Below are 16,612 nucleotides of genomic sequence, written 5' to 3'. Positions count from 1 at the left end.
CGCCGGGGCGCTGCCCCGGCGCCCCGGCGGGCCCGACTACTTGATCAGCGCGGCCCAGTCCGGCGCCTGCGCCGGGTCGAGCAGGCGGAGTTGGGCCAGGACCTTCGGGTCCTGTACGTCGAGCCAGTCCGCCAGCTCCCTGAACGACACGCAGCGGACGTCCTCGCGCGGGCAGACGTCCTTCATCACGTCCTCGACGGCCTTCATGTAGATGCCGCCGTTCCAGTCCTCGAAGTGGTTGCCGATGAACATGGGCGCCCGGCTGCCGTTGTACACGCGGTTGAAGCCGTTCATGTACGACATCCGGGTCTGCGTCTGCCACGTGGCGAACTTCGCCGGGTCGCCCTGGGTGCTGTCGCCCGACTGGTTGTAGAGGAAGTTGAAGTCCATGGAGAGGACCTGCACCTCCTTGCCGTGCAGGGGCAGGAGCTGGAGGGGGAAGTTCCATATGTCGTCCTGCTTGGACGGCCACAGCTGGAACTCTCCCGAGGAGCTCGCGTCGTAGCGCCAGCCGTACGGTTTGATCGCGGCCAGGAGGTTCTTCTGGCCCTCCAGGCAGGGCGCGCGGCCGCCGACCACTTCCCGGTCCGGGTCGAAGGGCAGGGGCGCCTCCTTGGTGAAGCCGGTGTTGGTCTTCCAGTTCTTGATGAAGGAGTACGTCTGGTCGATCTCGCTCTTCCATTCGGCGGGGCTCCAGTCCCCGCCGCCCTTGGGCCCGCAGAAGTGCCCGTTGAAGTGCGAACCGATTTCGTTGCCGTCGGTCCAGGCGCCGCGCAGCTGGCCGAGGGTGGACTTCACGTGGGGGACGGTCGGGTACGAGATGGCGGCCGCGCCCTGGTTGTGCTGCGGCGGACGGTAGAGCGTCTTCTTGTTCTCCGGCAGCAGGTAGATGCCCGTGAGGAAGAAGGTCATGTGGGCCTTGTTCTCCCGCGCCACCTGGCGGAAGTGCGAGAAGAGGCGGTCGTCGCCTTCCAGCGCGCCGTCCCAGGAGAACACCACGAACTGCGGCGGCTTCTCGCCGGGCTTGAGCCGCTCGGGCTTGAGCTGTCCCGGCTGCGGCCCGGTGTAGGAGGTGGAGCCGTCTCCCAGCACCTTGACCTTGCCGTCCCAGGCCTCCTCCGCGCCCTTCGCGGCGGCGGCCCCGTCGGCCGCACCGCCCGGGGCGGCGAACTCCGCGTCGGACTGGGCGCCACCCGGGGAGCCGCCCAGCGTGAAGGCGTACGCGGCCGCGGCGGCCCCGCCCAGGGCGATCACGGCGATGCCCATGCCCAGGCGCCTGCGGTTCTGTGCCTTCCTGCGTACCTTGCGGGTGCTCCGGGACTCCGTCCGCGTGCTCGGAGCGGCGTCGGTTTCGGCCATCTCAGTCGTCCCCCCTGATCACCGCAGCCCGGCCGGGTGCGGATGGTTCGTACGAATATAGAACTTGTCGCCACTCCTCCCGCACCCCGAGTCCCTGATGTAAGCCATCGGTTCACCCGCGCGACCCCGCACGCTGAACGTACCCGGTCGCAGCGGTTACCCTGCTGTGCGGCGAGGCACCCGCCCGTGGACCCGCATGAGGAGAACCCGTGCCCGGACAGCGCCCTGGGGACCGCCCCACCCTGGAGGCGGTGGCGGCGCGCGCCGGGGTGTCCCGGGCCACCGCGTCCCGCGTGGTCAACGGCGGCGACGGCGTCCGCACGCACCTGGTGGAACGGGTGCGCGAGGCGGTCCGGGACCTCGGCTACGTACCCAACCCCGCGGCGCGCACCCTGGTCACCCGGCGCACCGGCGCCGTCGCGGTGATCATCGCGGAGCCGGAGGTCCGGATATTCTCCGATCCCTTCTTCTCCCGCCAGGTGCGCGGCATCAGCAAGGAACTGACGGCGCACGACACCCAGTTGGTCCTCCTGCTGGTGGAGGACCGCGGTGACTACGACCGCATCGGGCGCTACCTGGCCGGCGGCCACGTCGACGGGGCGCTGGCCTTCTCGCTGCACACCGACGACCCGCTTCCCGCGATCGCCCGGCACCTCGGCATGCCCACGGTCTACGGCGGCCGCCCGGGCTGGACCGCCGGGCCCGGGGACCACAGCGAGGTGCTCTACGTCGACGCCGACAACCGCGGGGGCGCGCGGGAGGCCGTACGGTACCTGCTGGACGGGGGCCGGCAGCGGATCGCGCACATCGCCGGCCCGCTGGACCAGACCTCGGCGGCCGACCGGCTGAGCGGCTACCGGGACGTCCTGCCGGACGCCGATCCGGCCCTGGTCGCCGAGGGGGACTTCACCGTGGCGGGCGGGGCCCGCGCGATGGCCGAACTGCTGGACCGGGGAGGCCCGGTCGACGCGGTGTTCGCCGCGAACGACCTGATGGCCACCGGTGCGCTGCGGATACTGCGGGAGCGCGGCCGCACGGTGCCCGGGGACGTGGCGCTGGTCGGCTTCGACGACGCCGAGCAGGTGGCGCAGAGCGCCGATCCGCCGCTGACGACCGTACGCCAGGACATCGAGGGCATGGGCCGCCTGATGGTCCAGCTGCTGCTGGGCACCCTGGACGCGGCCCGGTCCGGCGGCCGCGACGGCCAGGCGCCCGGTTCGGTGGTCACCGCGACGTCCCTGGTGCGCCGCGGGTCGGCCTGACGGCGGGACGGTCGAGCCGCACCGGCAATACGCCCGATTTCTCCTAGTATCGGCGGGGTCCGAACCTGAGGAGTTCCATGTCCCGTGTGCAGCGGTCCGCCACCTTGTCGGCATGTGTGATCATCTCCGCCCTGGCCGTGACCACGGCGTGGGCCGCTCCGGCCCTCGCCCACGGCACCGGCCACGGCCATGACGACGGCGCCGCCGCGGTGGCCGTGGTGAGGGCCGACGAGGCCGCCGTACTGGGTGCGGAGCACGCACGGGCACACGCCCGGCTCCGGCTGGCGGTCAAGGACACCGAGGGCTATCCCCAGCGGACCAGGACCGCGAGCCTGTCCTCGCTCCGGGACTCCCAGCGGCAGGCCAACGCCCGTTTCGGTGCGGCGGAGTCCGGACGCTTCACCGAGTTCTTCCCCTCGCCCGACTTCGGCGTCCACGTCGCCCAGCTGCCGACGGGCAAGGTCCTGCTCTTCTCCTTCGAACGCACGGAGGCCGACCCCACCAAGGAGACCGGCCCCACGAACACGGTCGGGCGGACGAACGCGGGCCGCGCCTACCTCTGGAACCCGGCCCTCGGGACCGGCGCCCGGGCCTTCAAGAAGGTCGCACCCCCGGTCGTGCTGATGCCCGACGGCACCCATTCCCCGCGCCCCGCACCGTTCTTCTGCGCCGGGCACGCCTACCTCCCCAACGGGATGGTGGCGGTCTTCGGTGGCAACGTCGGCGGGAAGGGCGGCAGCGGCGCCAAGCTGTCTTTCGTGTTCGACCCGTGGACGGAGACCTGGTACCGCAACCGCGACATGTCCGTGGGCCGCTGGTACCCCTCGGCCGTGACCGGCGCGGACGGCCGGCAGATCATCATGTCCGGCCAGTCCGAGCGGGGCACGGGCACGCCCACCCCGGTGGTGGAGCGCTTCCCCGCCCTCGGGCACCCCGTGCCCTGGCGGCCGTACGACATCCCCCTGGACCTCCCCTCGCAGCGGCTGCGGTCGCAGGCCCCCTTCCGCAACGACTACCCGCACCTCTTCTCGATGCGGGACGGCCTGATCTACGGGCTCGGCCGGGACGCCGACCAGCAGTGGGCCTTCGATCCGGTCAAGGACGTGCGCACCGACCTGCCCCGGCGCCCGGCCGACTTCCGCGGCTACGGTTCGGCCGTGCCGCTGCCCGCCGGTTTCCGCGGCCCAGACTCCGTCCTGGTGCTCGGCGGCGACCCGCGCGACCCGCACACGTACCGGCTGTCCGGCGGGCGCTGGACCACCGAGGAGCCGAGGGCCTTCGGCCGCACCCAGGACAACACGCTGATCCTGCCGGACGGGACGCTGCTCACCGTCAACGGCGCCCTGGACACCCGGGACTACGGCAACGGGCCGTTCAACCCGAAGGCCGACCCCAAGTACCGGCAGATCGAGCTGCGCGACGCCCGGGGCCACTGGAAGCTCGGGCCGGCCCAACGGCTGCCCCGCGGCTACCACTCCAACGCCCTGGTCATGCCCGACGGCCGGATGATGGTCACCGGGGACGAGCTCCAGCAGATCGCCAACGACCCCGACATCCGGGACGGCATGGACGGCAGCATCGAGCTGTACGAGCCCGCCTACCTGCACCGGGGCAGCAGGCCCGCGCTCGACCGGGCGCCCTCGGGCGAACTCGGGTACGACACGGCCTTCCAGGTCCGCAGCTCGACCCCGAAGGACGTCAAGCGGGCCGTGCTGCTGGCGCCGACGACCGTCACGCACTCCGTGAACACCAGCCAGCGCCATCTGGAGCTCCGCTTCACCGCGGCCCGGGGCGACACCATCGGGCTGCGCACACCGCCGAGCGCGGCCGATGCCCCGCCCGGCTACTACATGCTGTTCCTGCTCGACGCGAAGGGGGTCCCCAGTACGGCGAAGTGGGTGAAGCTGGGCGTCCGCAGCTGACCGGCCCGCCCTGACCCGGCCCGCCCCGGGCTAGGCGAACCGCACCACGGCCACGTGTCCGGAGGTGCTGACGAGGCCGGTGAGGGCGCCCGTCACGAGCACGGCGTCGTACGGGCCCAGCGGGAGGGCCGGGCCCGTGGACGGTTCGAGGAGGGCCGGGCCCGCCAGGGCGACCAGCAGCAGCGTCTCGCCCGGAGCGGCCGCGAGGGCGAGCCGGCCCCGCACGACGGCGGTCCGCGCCCGCACGGTCCCCCTGCGGTACATCACGTTGAAGTTCCGGACCGGGCCGTCGACGAGCCGGCAGTCGGTCGGCTCGTCCCCGGCGAAGTCCTGCGGCGCGTAGCGCTCGTCCACCCGGCGGTGTACGCCGGCCACCGTCAGGTCCATGCCCGCGCCCTCGACCAGGGTGAGGGTGCGGTCGACCTCGGGGAAGGCCGAGAAGGGGCCGTCGGCGGCCACGTCGGCGAGGCTCACCCGCCAGGCGAAATCGCCCGTCCCCGCGCCCTCGGGCCAGGCCGCGATCTCCCGGGTGACCCCGCCGCCGTTCTTCCAGGCGTCCGCGCGGCGGTCCGCCGCCCGCAGGACGCGGATCCCGCTGTCACCGGCCATACCCGTCAGGCGTCCTTCTCCATCGTGGGGCGCAGGCGCTCCAGCAGGGCGTAGAGCGTGGCGCTCTCGGTCTCGTCGAGGGTGTCGAGGGCTCCGTGCGTCACCTGCATCTCCTCCCGCACGCGGCGGATGACCTCGCGGCCGGCGTCCGTTGCGACGACGTTCTTGACCCGGCGGTCGGCGGGGTCCGGCTCACGGCGGACCAGGTCGCGGGCCTCCAGCCGGTCGACGATCCCGGTGACGTTGGACGCGTCGCACACCAGCAGGGCGGCGAGGCCGCGCATCGGCAGGGGGCCGTCGAGCTGGGCGAGGACCCGGGCCTGCGTGGAGGTGAGTCCGTGGTGGGCCGCGGCGGCCGCGAAATCGCGCCACTGGGCGGTGCCGATGGCGGCGAGCAGCTCCAGCAGCTGGAGCTTGGCGGGGGTGCGCTGGGCGGTGTCGCTCATGACTGGAGCGTACTCAAGATGATTGACATTATCAATTGTTTACTTGACCACCTTAACTATTGAGGTCTACCGTCGACGGAGTTACTTGATGACATCAAACATCTGGTTCTGAAGCTCTGAAGCCCGAAGAAGGTCCTGCCAGCCATGAGCACCCCCTCCCCCGCCGCCTCCGAGGCCCCCGGGTACAGGAACGAGACGGTCATCGTCTTCGCCCTGAGCCTCGCCGCCATGGTCGTGTCGATGATGCAGACCCTGCCGGTCCCGATCCTGGGCCTGATCCGCACCGACCTGGGCACCTCGACGGCCAATGTGAGCTGGGTGACCACCGCCACGCTGCTGTCGGCGGCCGTCTTCACTCCGCTCCTCGGCCGCTTCGGCGACCAGCACGGCAAGAAGCCGACCCTGGTGGCCGTCCTCGGCGTCATGGTCGTGGGTTCCGTCGTCGCCGCGCTGGCGTCCTCGCTGCCGCTGCTGATCCTGGGCCGGGTGCTCCAGGGAGCCGCCACCGCGATCTTCCCGCTGGCCCTGTCCGTCCTGCGCGAGGAGGTCCGCCCGCAGAAGCTGCCCGGCGCGATGGCGCTGGTCAGCGGCACCCTCGCGTTCGGCAGCGGTCTGGCGCTCGTCGCCACCGGGCTGCTCACCTCCGGGTCCGACGCGGACTACCGCAACGCCTTCTGGATGGCGACCGGCTTCGCGGTGCTGGCCCTGGTCGCGGTCGTGGCCCTGGTCCCCGCGACCCGGCACAAGACGGGCGGCCGCACCGACTTCCTCGGCGCGCTGACCCTCGGCATCGCCCTGCTGCTGCTCCTGCTGCCGATCTCCCAGGGCCACGAGTGGGGCTGGACCTCCGGCCGTACGCTGGGCAGCTTCGCCGGCGCCGCCGTCATGACCGCCGTCTGGGTGGTGACCGAGCTCAAGGTCCGCGAGCCCCTCGTCGACATGCGGATGTTCGTCCACCGTCCGGTGCTCATGGCCAACCTGGCCGGCATCCTCGTCGGCTTCGGGATGTTCGCCAACTTCCTGGGCGTCTCGTACCTCGTCCAGATGCCCCAGGCGCTCACCGGCTACGGCTTCGACGCCTCCATCCTGCGGGCCTCCGTCCAGTTCCTGCTGCCCGGTGCGATCGTCTCGCTGCTGGCCTCGCCCGTCGGCGGGCAGCTCGTACGCCACCGGGGACCGCGCGTGGCCCTCGCGCTGGCGGCCGCCCTCGGCGCCGTCGGCTTCGGCTGGCTGGCCCTGGACCACGGCCACAGCGCCTCGGTGATCGGTGCCGGACTCGTCGTCGGCGCGGCCGTCAGCTTCGGCTACGCCGCCATGCCCGCGGTGATCATGGCCAGCGTCCCGCACCACCAGAGCGGCATCGCCAACGGCATCAACTCCATCTCGCGCTCCACGGGCAGCGCCATCGGCAGCGCGATCGTCACCACGATCCTGGCGTCCAAGACCATCGAGCACCTGCCGGCGGGAGTGCCCCCGCTGCCCGCCGAATCCGGCTTCACCCTCACCTTCGCGATCGGTGCCGTCGCCTTCGCGCTGGTCGCGGTCATCAGCTGGCTCGGCCTGCGGGGCGGCCCCGGAACCGTGGCCGCCGCGTCCGGACGGCCCGCGGTGTCCGGGGAGACGGCGCCGACCGACACGGCCGCCGTGGCCGGGAAGGCCGTCTCCGCCGGCTAACCCGCGGATCACGCTCCGCCCGCCGCGTGTCGCTCGCGGCCGGCGGAGCGCCGCGGCTTGCATGGTGGTGGCATGAAGGCTACGGACGTCATCGCCGACGGGTTCGGACGCATCCACGAGATCGTGCACGAGGTCGTCGAAGGGCTCCCGGAAGAGGACCTCAACGCACGCGTCGACCCGACGGCGAACTCCGTCACCTGGCTGGTCTGGCACCTGACCCGGATCCAGGACGACCATGTGGCGGACGCGGCGGGGCGGGAACAGGTCTGGCAGACCGAGGGGTTCGAGGCCCGGTTCGCCCTGCCGCTGCCCGCCGGTTCCACCGGATACGCGCACACCGCACGCCAGGCCGGCACGGTCCGGGTCGACTCCGGCGAGCTGCTGCTGGAGTACTTCGACGCCGTCCACGAGCAGACGCTGCACTTCGTCCGGGGTCTCGCCGCGGCCGACCTGGACCGCGTGGTCGACGAGCGCTGGGACCCGCCGGTGACCCTGGGGGTCCGCCTGGTCAGCGTCCTGGGCGACGATCTCCAGCACGCCGGCCAGGCGGCGTTCGTACGGGGCCTGCTGGAGCGGCGGTAGGGAGTGTCGTCAAACCCTGACCCCCCGCCGTACGACCGCGGCCAGCGCGGCGGCGCCCAGCACCGAGAGCAGGGCCGCCACGCGCAGCACCGACTCGATGGCCTGGCCGTCGGAGGCAGCCCGGGCCGCCGAACCGCTGATCACCTCCAGCACGCTCGCGGCGACGGCCACGGCGACCGCGCCGAGGAGCACCAGCGAGGTCAGGACCAGCCCGGACGCGGCGGCCAGGCGGTTCGCGGCGACGTAGGACTGGGTGGCCACGTTCGTCAGGGCCCAGCCCAGGCCCACACCGATCCCCACCACGGCGAAGACCGCGGTGTAGAGGGCGAGCGGGGTGGCCCAGGTCAGGGCGAGCAGGCTGAGGCCGCACAGCAGCATCCCGGCCGCCATCAGCCCCTCGGGGCGCCATCGCCGGGCCAGGTGGCCGGACCAGTAGCTGGCGGCCCCGGCCCCGACGGACAGGGACAGGAAGACCAGACCCGCGTCGAACGGGGACAGCCCGCGCACCTGCTGGAGGTAGAGCGCGGACAGCACCGCGACCAGGCAGTACACGACGTTCGACAGCGACCCGGCCAGGGTGACGACGACGAACGGGCGGTTGCGCAGCAGCGCGAGGTCGAGCAGGGGCTCGGCCGTACGCCGTTCCACGCGGACGAACAGCGCGAGCAGCGCCGCGCCGCCCAGCAGGCAGGCCAGGGTCGCCGGGGAGGCCCAGCCCCAGCTCGCGCCCTGGTCGACGCCGATCATCAGCGCGCTCAGCCCCGCGGCCAGCGCGAGTACGCCCGGGACGTCCAGGCCCCGGCCGGCCTGCTCGTCGCGGGTCTCCGGGACGTAGCGCAGCATCAGCGCGGCGGCGGCGAGGCAGAACGGCACGTTCAGCAGGAACACCGCGCGCCAGCTGAAGTGTTCGGCGAAGGCTCCGCCGACGAAGGGGCCCAGGGCGGTGCCGATCGCGCTGAAGGCGAGCACGGTGGCGACGGCCCGGCCCTGCCGCGCGTCGCGGAAGTACGCGGTGACCACGGCCACGGACACGGGGAGGACCAGCGCGGCGAAGCATCCCTGGACCACGCGCCCGGCGGTCAGCCAGGCCGTGCCCTGCGCGGCGGCGCACACGACGGAGACGGCGGCGAAGCCGGTCAGCCCGACGAGCATGACGCGGCGGCGTCCGAGCAGGTCGGCCGCCCGGCCGCCGGTGATCATGAGGGCGCCGAGGGCCAGCATGTAGCCGCTGACCAGCCACTGGAGATCGGTGGAGGGGGTCGCGAAGTCCCGGCCGATGGCGGGGAGCATGAGGTTCAGGGCGAACCAGTCCATCTGCACCAGCAGCATGGAGAGGGCGGCGGCCGCGATCACGGCCCGGTCCTGCCGGGAGAACAGCCCCCGGCCCCGATGGGTCCTCGCGGATGCCGTCATGCCACCGCCTGCTTCGCGCCGCTGTGACCATGGTGGCACCGCCCGGCGCCGCCCGCTCCGCGAGGCCGCGAGGACCCGGGCCGGGCGGGGCCGGAGCGGTGCGCGGACGTCAGCCCTGGAAGGCCTCCGTGCGGACCGGGGAGGCCTCGGCGAGGGCCCGGGTGACGGCCTCGGCACCCTCGCGGAGTCCGTAGACGGGGGTGCCGGGCTGCTGGCGCCACGAGTCGTCGAGACCGCCGGAGTCCACGGTGTCGAAGCCGAGTTCGTCGATGAGGGCGCGGACGGTCTTCTTGGCCGCCTCGTCATCGCCCGCGACGGGCAGCGCCATCCGGTCGGGGGCGCCGGCCGGGCGGTGCCGGTCGAGGATGTCCTGGGCGAAGGTGCCGTTGAAGGCCTTGATCACCGGGTGGCCGAGCTGCCGTTCGGTCCAGCGGCTCTCGGTCAGGCCCTCGTCCTCGATGCCGGCGATCCTGCCGTCGCGCTGCTGCGGGTAGTAGTTGCCGGTGTCGATGAGGGCGAAGCCCTCGGCGGCTTCGCCGAACAGGCCCGGCGGCAGGTCCGGCACGTTCTTCAGGGGGACGGTGACGACGACGACCTCGGCGCCGCGCGCCGCCTCGCCGACGGTGACGGGGGTCGCGCCGGTCTCCTCGGCGAGGGCGGACAGGGTCTGCGGCCCGCGCGAGTTGGCCACGGACACCTCGTGCCCCAGGGCCGTGAGCCGACGGGTGAGATTGCCGCCGATGTTGCCCGCGCCGATGATGCCGATCTTCATGAGCTCTCCAGTGCCTACGGTCGGGTATGGCTCCGGTACGAACTCCCTTGGGCGGCAATGCATTCCGGTGGGATTCCGACCTCACCCGATCGTGAGATCCGGCCGGTCCCGGCCCCGCCCGGCCGAACCTCCGCCGTACACACGGGGATCCGGCCACCGCAGTGGCGCGATACAGACCTTAAATCGATCAACGCTCCGTGCTTGGATGGCGCCCGCACCCGCAATTCGTTTAGCTGTGAACATTATTGACGGGGTGATGAAAACAAGACAGTCCGCGACTCGACTTTCACAAGATCCGTTATGTATGGTTCCCATCATCGCCCAACGAGGGGCGGAGTACGGCCATAGGTTTGGTCTGGACTATTTCAGAAGTTTTTCTGGAGTACGCCTGGATAACACCTCGACCGGCCGGCGCCCCCCACCATGCTGCATCGCGAAATACGTGACCCGACACGGGGGACCTGTCATGCGGTTCCAGCTTTTGGGGCCCTTGAGCATTGCACACGGCCCTGAAACCGTAGTTCTGAAACCATCCAAGCCGACCAGCCTTCTCGCCGCGCTTCTCCTTCACCCCGGTGGGATGGTGTCGACCGACTATCTGCTGCGCGCGGTGTGGGACGAGGAGCCGCCCGCCACCGCACGCGCCGCACTGCAGACATGCGTGCTCCGCCTGCGCCGGTTATTCGCGAAGTACGGCATATCCGCGACCACCATTGAGGCCGTGCCCGGCGGATACCGCATGCACAACGACACCACGACCCTCGACCTCGTGCTGTTCCGCTCCCTGGTCACCCAGGCGAAGGAAGCCGGGGCCCTCGCCTCGGAGCGGCCGGAGGAGTTGTACCGGCTCAGGGAGGCGCTGTCGCTGTGGCACGGCGCTCCGCTGGCCAACGTGGCCTCGCGGATGCTCCAACGCGATGCGGTAGCGGTCCTCGAACAAGAGCGTCTGCGCGTGCTGGAGCGGGTCTGCGATCTCGAACTCGCCGCCGGGAACTGCCATCAGGTCCTGGTCGACCTGTACGAGAGCGCCCGTCGGCATCCCGTGCGCGAACGTTTCACCGAGCAGCTCATCGAGGCCCTCTACCGCACCGGGCGGCAGGCCGAGGCCCTGGCCGAATACCGGACCGTCCGGGAACGGCTGCGCGACGAACTCGGCGTGGACCCGGGCGCCGGCCTGCGCCGCCTGGAGCTGGCGATCCTGCGGGCCGAGGACCTGGGGGCACCGCCCGCCCGGGCCCTGACCTCCCAGGTGCCACCCGTCCAGGCACCGCCCGCCCCGGCGCTGCCCGCCGCGCCCGCGCTGCCCGCGCTGCCCTCCGGGCTGCAACCGCACGCTGCGCGGCTGCTCCCCGTACCCGGCTTCGCGGGCCGGGAGACCGACCGTACGGCCCTGGCCGCGCGGCTCGCCGCGACCGGCGGACCCCGGCTGACCCTCGTCTCCGGTGCGCCCGGCATCGGCAAGTCGGCGCTGGCCCACCAGTGCGCGTACGAGGTCCAAGAGGCCTTTCCCGGCGGCGTGTTCAGCGTTGCCCTGGCCCGGCCCGACGGCACGGCCGTGAGCGCGGAGGAGGCCCGGCGGCAGTTGCCCGGGCCCGGCGACGGGCGACGGCTGGTGATCCTCGACGACGCGGCCGGCGCCGGCCAGGTGCTCGCGCTGCTCCCCGCCACGGGGGACGCGTCGGTGCTCGTGACCAGCAGGCGCGGGCTCGCCGCCGTCGTCGCCACCCACGGCGGCACGGTGCACCGGCTGGACGTACTGCGACCCGCCGAGGCGTACGGACTGCTCGCCGGGCTCGTCGGCGAGGAGCGGATCGGGGCCGAGGCGCCGGCCGCGGCCCGGCTCGCCCGCGTCTGCGGACACTTCCCGCTCGCGCTGCGCATCGCGGCGGGCCGGCTGCTCACCCGGCCGGGGCTGTCCGTCGCCGACTGCGCGGCCTGGCTCGCGGAGGATCCGCCCGCCCGGCTGGCCCTCGCCGAGGATCCGCGGCTCTCCGTACCGGAGGTCTTCGGGCAGGCACTGGACGCGCTCGGCCCGGATGCGCGGGCGGCCTTCCTCCGGCTGGGCGCGCTCGACCCGCCGGCTCCCCTCACGGAGGCCGGCGGCGCCGACGTCCTCGAACAGCTCGTGGACGCCGGGCTGCTGGAGGACGGGCCGCCCGCGACTCCTTACCGCATGCACGATTTCCTCCGCGTCTACGCGCGTTGGTTCTCCGGCGGACGCCTTGAGACCGCGGCGGCCGCCGCACAGCGCTAGGGGGTGTCCGGCGGGCCGGGCCCGGCCATGATCCACCGGACACCCCCTGCACCCGCACCACACCTCTCCCGCTCCATCCCGCCCAGACCGCACCCAGGGGTGTCCCATGTCCCAAGCCAGCTACACGTCCGTCGCGACGACCCGGCCCCGGATCCGCCGGGACGTGCTCTTCACCGAGACGCCCGACGGCGTGCTCTTCCACAACTCCGACGGCGGGTTCCGCCTCACCGCCAAGGCGGCGTATCGTTTCGCCACCCTGATCGTCCCGCACCTGACCGGCGAGCACACGGTCGAGCAGCTCTGCCGGGGACTGGGCGACGCGCAGCGGGCGATGGTCGGCGAACTCGTCAGAACGCTGTACGAACGGGACTTCGCCCGCTCCGCCGCTCCGGCGGAGGCCGAGCCGGGCACGGCGCTCCCGCCTGACGTGGCCCGCCGGTTCGCCCCGCAGATCGCCTACGTCGACCACTACGCGGACGCGGCCGAGGCCCGCTTCCAGCGCTTCCGGTCCTCCCGGGTCGCCGTACTCGGCGACGACGCCGTGGCGCGCTGGTGCGCCACGAGCCTGGTGCGCAACGGCTGCGCGGTCATCGGTGTCGTGGCGGGACTGGACCGCACCGCCCTCGACGCCGACGTCGCGGAGGCGGTGGCCGACGGCGCCCCGGTGGAGGTGCGCACCCTGGCGGGCGGCGCGGAGGGCGCCCTGGGATGGGCCGAACTCGCCGACTACAGCACGGTCGTGGTCACCGGTGGACGCGGCGCCCCCGCAGTGGTGCTGCCGCTGCTGCGCGCCGGGATACCCGAGGGCCGCACCCTGCTCCCGGCCTGGTCCTACGGGTCCGACGCGGTCATCGGCCCGCTGATGACGCACGGCGGGGCGGGCTGCTGGGCCTGTGCGGCGCTGCGGCTCGGCACGGAACGCGGCGGGGCCGGAGCGGGCACGGGTACGGGTACGGGCACGCAGGGCGGCGCGGGCGCGGCCGCCGATCTGTGGAGCGCGCTGGCCCTCGGGGTCGGCCCGGGGAGCGCCGGCCCGGTGCCGGGCCGGCCGCTGGCCGCGATGATCGGCAACCTGCTCGGCTACGAGGTGTTCCGCGCGACCTCGGGCGCGCTGCCCGCCGAGACGGCCGGCCGGCTGATCGTGCAGGACATGGAGTCGCTCGACGTCACCGCCGAGCCGCTGCTCCCGCACCCCCGCTGCCCGTTCTGCGCGGAGGGCGGGACCGAGCCCGCTCCGGTGGACCTCACGGCGGCGGGCACCTCGGGCACGCCCGGGCTGCCGACCCTGGACACGGCCCGCGAAGCGGACGCCCTGGTCGAGGAGTTGAACCGCCGGTCCGCGCTGGTGCGCCCGTACGCCGGGGTGTTCACCCGCTTCGCGGACGAGCCGCTGACGCAGATCCCGCTCAAGCTCGGCGTGGTCGAGCTGGGCGTCGGTCACACGGGCGCGCGCTCCGTCGTCGCCTCCGACGTCCACCACGTCGCCGGGGCCCGGATGCGCGTCCTGGACGCGGCGGCGCTCGTGTACGCCGAGCACGTGGTGCCGGCCCGCCCGCTCGTGACCGGCGCCCTCGTGACCGGCGCCGGGGAGCGGGTGGCGGCGGGTACGCTGACCACGGCCTCCGGGCTGCCGGGCGAGGCCGCCGTCCACCAGCAGGCCGTCTCCCTCATGACGAAGGAGACCGTGCTGGTCCCGGCGGGCGCCGTCCGCCCCTTCGGTCCGCACAACGCCGACGGGCTCTTCGAGCGCACCCGGGCGGGAGCGGGCGCGGGTCCGGCCCCGGCGGACGCCGCCGCCGCGGGTCTGCTCTCGGCGCTCGCGCACAACGCGCTCACGCGGACCGTACGGGGCGCGGTGGCGGCCCCGGTGCCGCTGCCGCATCCCGAGGACGCGGGAGCCGATCCCGAGCTCCTCTTCCTCGTGCGCTCGGCGGACCGGCTGGGCGTGCCGGTCGAGCTGCTGGACCTCGGCGAGGGCGCGCGCAGCGGCGTACAGGTGCTGCTCGCCCGGTCCGGGGAGCGCTGGGCGGTGGGCAGCGAGGTGGACCGGCGGGCGGCTGCGGTGGCGGCCCTGCGCGAGCTGCTCGGCGCGGTGCAGTACGAGCAGGACGAGGCGGGCGGCGGCGGCCCGGCGGACACCGGGGACCCGCTGCTGCGGGACCTGGACGCCCGCGCGCTGGCGGTGTCCGGGGCGGGCGAACCGCTGGTGGACCGGCCCGCTCCCGGCTGGGCCGAGGTGCTGGGCCGGCTGGCCGCGGCGGGCCGCGAGGCCTATGTGGTCCCGACGGGCTCCCCCGACCTGGCCTCGGCGGGCTTCCACACCGTCCGGGTGCTCCTCACCGTGGCCGTCGGGGAGCCGGGCGATGACGCGTAGCCGGGTCACGGTGGCCCGTGCGGACGGGCTCGGGGCCGCGGCGGCCGAGCGGTTCGCCGCCCTGCTGGAGGGCTCGCTGGCCGCCCTCGGCGGACCGTGCGTCGCCCTGTCCGTCCTCGGCCTGGGCGACGCCTTCGCCGAGTCCGGCGGGGCCGGGGCCGGGGAGGAGGCGGAGGCGGGCGTGCCCGTGCACCTGTACGGCCACCAGGCCGTGGTCGGTCCGGTCGTCCCCGCCGGGGATCCGGGGTGCGCGCGCTGCCTTCGGCGGCGCTGGCAGGCCGTACGGTCCGTCGCGCTGCGGGACGCGCTGGAGCTGGGCGGGCCGACCCGGGCCGCGGGCGAGTGGCCGTACGCCCACGCCTTCGCCGCGGACGCCCTGGCCGCGCTGGTCACCGCCGTCCATGCCCGGCCCCCGGCGGCCGGGCCGTACCCCGAGGTGCGGCTGCTCGACCTGCGCGGCGGCACGGTCCGGCGGTACCCGCTGGTCCCCGACCCGGAGTGCCCGCAGTGCGGAGCCCCGTACGCGGACACCGCCGGGCCGCTCGAACTGCTGCCCTCGCCCAAGTACCGGCCGGGGGTGTTCCGTACCCGGCCGATCGGGTCGTACGGCATCGAGATCGCGGCCTACGCCAACCCGCTGGCCGGCGCCCTGGGGCCGTCGGTCGTCCAGGACGTCTCCTCCACGTCCACCTCCGCGACCATCGGGTGCTTCTCGATGCGTGCGGGCGAGTACCTGCGCGAGACGTTCTGGGGCGGCCACACCAACTCCTTCGACCACAGCGCGCGCGTGGGCGTCCTGGAGGGACTGGAGCGGTACGCCGGCATGCGGGCCCGGGCCCGGACCACCAGCGTCACCGGATCGCTGGAGCGGTTCGGCGACGAAGCGGTCGATCCCCGCGAAGTCGGGCTGTACAGCGAGGAGTTCTACCGGGACAACCCGCGGGTGCGGCCCTTCGACCCCGGCCGGGAGATCCCGTGGGTGTGGGGCTGGTCGCTGCGCGACCGGACTCCGCGGCTGGTTCCCGAGGTCCTCACCTACTACCACGCGCCGGGGCTGGAGAACCGGTTCGTGCAGGAGAGCTCCAACGGCTGTGCCTCGGGCGGGAGTCTGGCCGAGGCGGCGTACTTCGGGCTGATGGAGGTCGTCGAACGGGACGCCTTCCTGCTGACCTGGTACGGGCAGCAGCCGCTGCCCGAGATCGATCCGGCCACCAGTTCCCGGGTCTCGACCCGGGCGATGGTGGACCGGCTCGCCCTGTACGGCTACCGGGCCCGCTTCTTCGACACGCGGATCACCTTCCCGATCCCGGTGGTCACCGCCGTCGCCGAGCGGTTCGACGGCGGCCCGGGCCGCATGTGCTTCGGTGCGGGCGCGGGTCTCGACCCGGAGTCGGCGCTGGACTCGGCCCTGTGCGAGATCGCGACGGACGCCGTCAACCTCCCGGGCCGCACCGAACGGGAGGAGGCCCGGCTGCGTGCGATGGCCGAGGACTTCGACCTGGTCACCGCGCTGCACGACCATCCGCTGGTGTACGGGGTCCCGGAGATGGGCCGGCACGCGGACTTCCTGCTGCGCCCCCCGCCCGGAGCCGCCGGTGCGGCGCCGCGGCCGCTCGACGCGCTGCGGTGGCCCGACGGGTGGGGCTCCGCCTCCTCGGACGACGTGCTCGACGACCTGGAGCGGTGCGTGTCCGCCGTCGCCGCCGAGGGCTTCGACGTGGTGGTGGTCGACCAGACCCTGCCCGAGCAGCGCGCCCTGGGGCTGCACACCGTGAGCGTGCTGGTGCCCGGGCTGCTCCCCATCGACTTCGGGTGGTCGCGCCAGCGCGCGCTGGGCATGCCGCGGCTGCGTACGGCGCTGCGTGCGGCGGGTCTGCGCGAGCGCGACCTGGAGCCCCGCGACCTCAACCCGGCGCCCCACCCCTTCCCCTGACCGCCCTCGACC

The 16,612-nt window shown here is 73.6% G+C and carries 12 protein-coding genes; 7 read left to right on the top strand and 5 right to left on the bottom strand.

The genetic code is table 11. The annotated features are described in order from the left end of the window. Positions 1 to 36 precede the first annotated feature (36 nt). The gene (locus OG447_RS22420) at positions 37 to 1,359 is read right to left on the bottom strand and encodes a hypothetical protein (protein WP_266938652.1); all 1,323 of its coding nucleotides are present in this window, start codon (positions 1,357 to 1,359) and stop codon (positions 37 to 39) included. 209 nt (positions 1,360 to 1,568) lie between these two features. Between OG447_RS22420 and OG447_RS22415 the strand changes: the two genes are divergently transcribed. Beyond that, entirely contained in the window at positions 1,569 to 2,621 is a 1,053-nt protein-coding gene (locus OG447_RS22415) for a LacI family DNA-binding transcriptional regulator (RefSeq protein ID WP_266938651.1), read from the top strand. A 77-nt stretch (positions 2,622 to 2,698) separates the two neighbouring features. Next, positions 2,699 to 4,543, top strand: coding sequence for a glyoxal oxidase (locus OG447_RS22410; protein WP_266938650.1), 1,845 nt, complete (start codon positions 2,699 to 2,701; stop codon positions 4,541 to 4,543). A gap of 30 nt (positions 4,544 to 4,573) precedes the next feature. Here the strand turns inward: OG447_RS22410 and OG447_RS22405 are convergent, their stop codons facing one another. Continuing rightward, positions 4,574 to 5,152, bottom strand: a complete 579-nt coding sequence (locus OG447_RS22405; RefSeq protein WP_266938649.1) for a HutD family protein — start codon at positions 5,150 to 5,152, stop codon at positions 4,574 to 4,576. Positions 5,153 to 5,157: 5 nt separating this feature from the next. Beyond that, positions 5,158 to 5,598 (bottom strand): MarR family winged helix-turn-helix transcriptional regulator, encoded by a 441-nt coding sequence (locus tag OG447_RS22400; RefSeq protein WP_266938648.1) that lies wholly within the window; start codon positions 5,596 to 5,598, stop codon positions 5,158 to 5,160. A 144-nt stretch (positions 5,599 to 5,742) separates the two neighbouring features. Between OG447_RS22400 and OG447_RS22395 the strand changes: the two genes are divergently transcribed. Then, complete coding sequence (locus tag OG447_RS22395) at positions 5,743 to 7,272, top strand: MFS transporter (protein WP_266938647.1); 1,530 nt, start codon at positions 5,743 to 5,745, stop codon at positions 7,270 to 7,272. A 72-nt stretch (positions 7,273 to 7,344) separates the two neighbouring features. Next, a complete protein-coding gene (locus OG447_RS22390; protein WP_266938646.1) occupies positions 7,345 to 7,854 on the top strand; it encodes a DUF664 domain-containing protein in 510 nt (169 codons plus the stop codon). A gap of 9 nt (positions 7,855 to 7,863) precedes the next feature. Here the strand turns inward: OG447_RS22390 and OG447_RS22385 are convergent, their stop codons facing one another. Both OG447_RS22385 and OG447_RS22380 read right to left on the bottom strand, forming a co-directional pair. Continuing rightward, a complete protein-coding gene (locus OG447_RS22385) occupies positions 7,864 to 9,267 on the bottom strand; it encodes an MFS transporter (protein ID WP_266938645.1) in 1,404 nt (467 codons plus the stop codon). A 109-nt stretch (positions 9,268 to 9,376) separates the two neighbouring features. After that, a complete protein-coding gene (locus OG447_RS22380; protein ID WP_266938644.1) occupies positions 9,377 to 10,039 on the bottom strand; it encodes an NADPH-dependent F420 reductase in 663 nt (220 codons plus the stop codon). Positions 10,040 to 10,505: 466 nt separating this feature from the next. Between OG447_RS22380 and OG447_RS22375 the strand changes: the two genes are divergently transcribed. From OG447_RS22375 to OG447_RS22365, 3 genes are all read left to right on the top strand, one after another. Continuing rightward, positions 10,506 to 12,293: an AfsR/SARP family transcriptional regulator gene (locus OG447_RS22375; RefSeq protein WP_266938643.1), complete on the top strand. Its 1,788-nt coding sequence runs from the start codon at positions 10,506 to 10,508 to the stop codon at positions 12,291 to 12,293. Positions 12,294 to 12,399: 106 nt separating this feature from the next. Further along, entirely contained in the window at positions 12,400 to 14,667 is a 2,268-nt protein-coding gene (locus OG447_RS22370; RefSeq protein WP_266938642.1) for a TOMM precursor leader peptide-binding protein, read from the top strand. Beyond that, positions 14,657 to 16,600: a TOMM precursor leader peptide-binding protein gene (locus OG447_RS22365; protein WP_266938641.1), complete on the top strand. Its 1,944-nt coding sequence runs from the start codon at positions 14,657 to 14,659 to the stop codon at positions 16,598 to 16,600. The genes OG447_RS22370 and OG447_RS22365 overlap by 11 nt, the downstream gene beginning before the upstream one ends. Positions 16,601 to 16,612 lie beyond the last annotated feature (12 nt).

The organism is Streptomyces sp. NBC_01408, from assembly GCF_026340255.1.
Taxonomy (GTDB): Bacteria; Actinomycetota; Actinomycetes; order Streptomycetales; family Streptomycetaceae; genus Streptomyces.
Note: the sequence above shows the minus strand (reverse complement) of the source record. Positions and strands in the feature narration are given on the sequence as shown.

Excerpts from the sequence above, each read along its gene's own strand:
- OG447_RS22420 (WP_266938652.1), bottom strand. The coding sequence starts at position 1,359 with ATGGCCGAAACCGACGCCGCTCCGAGCACGCGGACGGAGTCCCGGAGC.
- OG447_RS22410 (WP_266938650.1), top strand. The coding sequence starts at position 2,699 with ATGTCCCGTGTGCAGCGGTCCGCCACCTTGTCGGCATGTGTGATCATC.
- OG447_RS22405 (WP_266938649.1), bottom strand. The coding sequence starts at position 5,152 with ATGGCCGGTGACAGCGGGATCCGCGTCCTGCGGGCGGCGGACCGCCGC.
- OG447_RS22400 (WP_266938648.1), bottom strand. The coding sequence starts at position 5,598 with ATGAGCGACACCGCCCAGCGCACCCCCGCCAAGCTCCAGCTGCTGGAG.
- OG447_RS22395 (WP_266938647.1), top strand. The coding sequence starts at position 5,743 with ATGAGCACCCCCTCCCCCGCCGCCTCCGAGGCCCCCGGGTACAGGAAC.
- OG447_RS22390 (WP_266938646.1), top strand. The coding sequence starts at position 7,345 with ATGAAGGCTACGGACGTCATCGCCGACGGGTTCGGACGCATCCACGAG.
- OG447_RS22385 (WP_266938645.1), bottom strand. The coding sequence starts at position 9,267 with ATGACGGCATCCGCGAGGACCCATCGGGGCCGGGGGCTGTTCTCCCGG.
- OG447_RS22380 (WP_266938644.1), bottom strand. The coding sequence starts at position 10,039 with ATGAAGATCGGCATCATCGGCGCGGGCAACATCGGCGGCAATCTCACC.
- OG447_RS22375 (WP_266938643.1), top strand. The coding sequence starts at position 10,506 with ATGCGGTTCCAGCTTTTGGGGCCCTTGAGCATTGCACACGGCCCTGAA.
- OG447_RS22370 (WP_266938642.1), top strand. The coding sequence starts at position 12,400 with ATGTCCCAAGCCAGCTACACGTCCGTCGCGACGACCCGGCCCCGGATC.
- OG447_RS22365 (WP_266938641.1), top strand. The coding sequence starts at position 14,657 with ATGACGCGTAGCCGGGTCACGGTGGCCCGTGCGGACGGGCTCGGGGCC.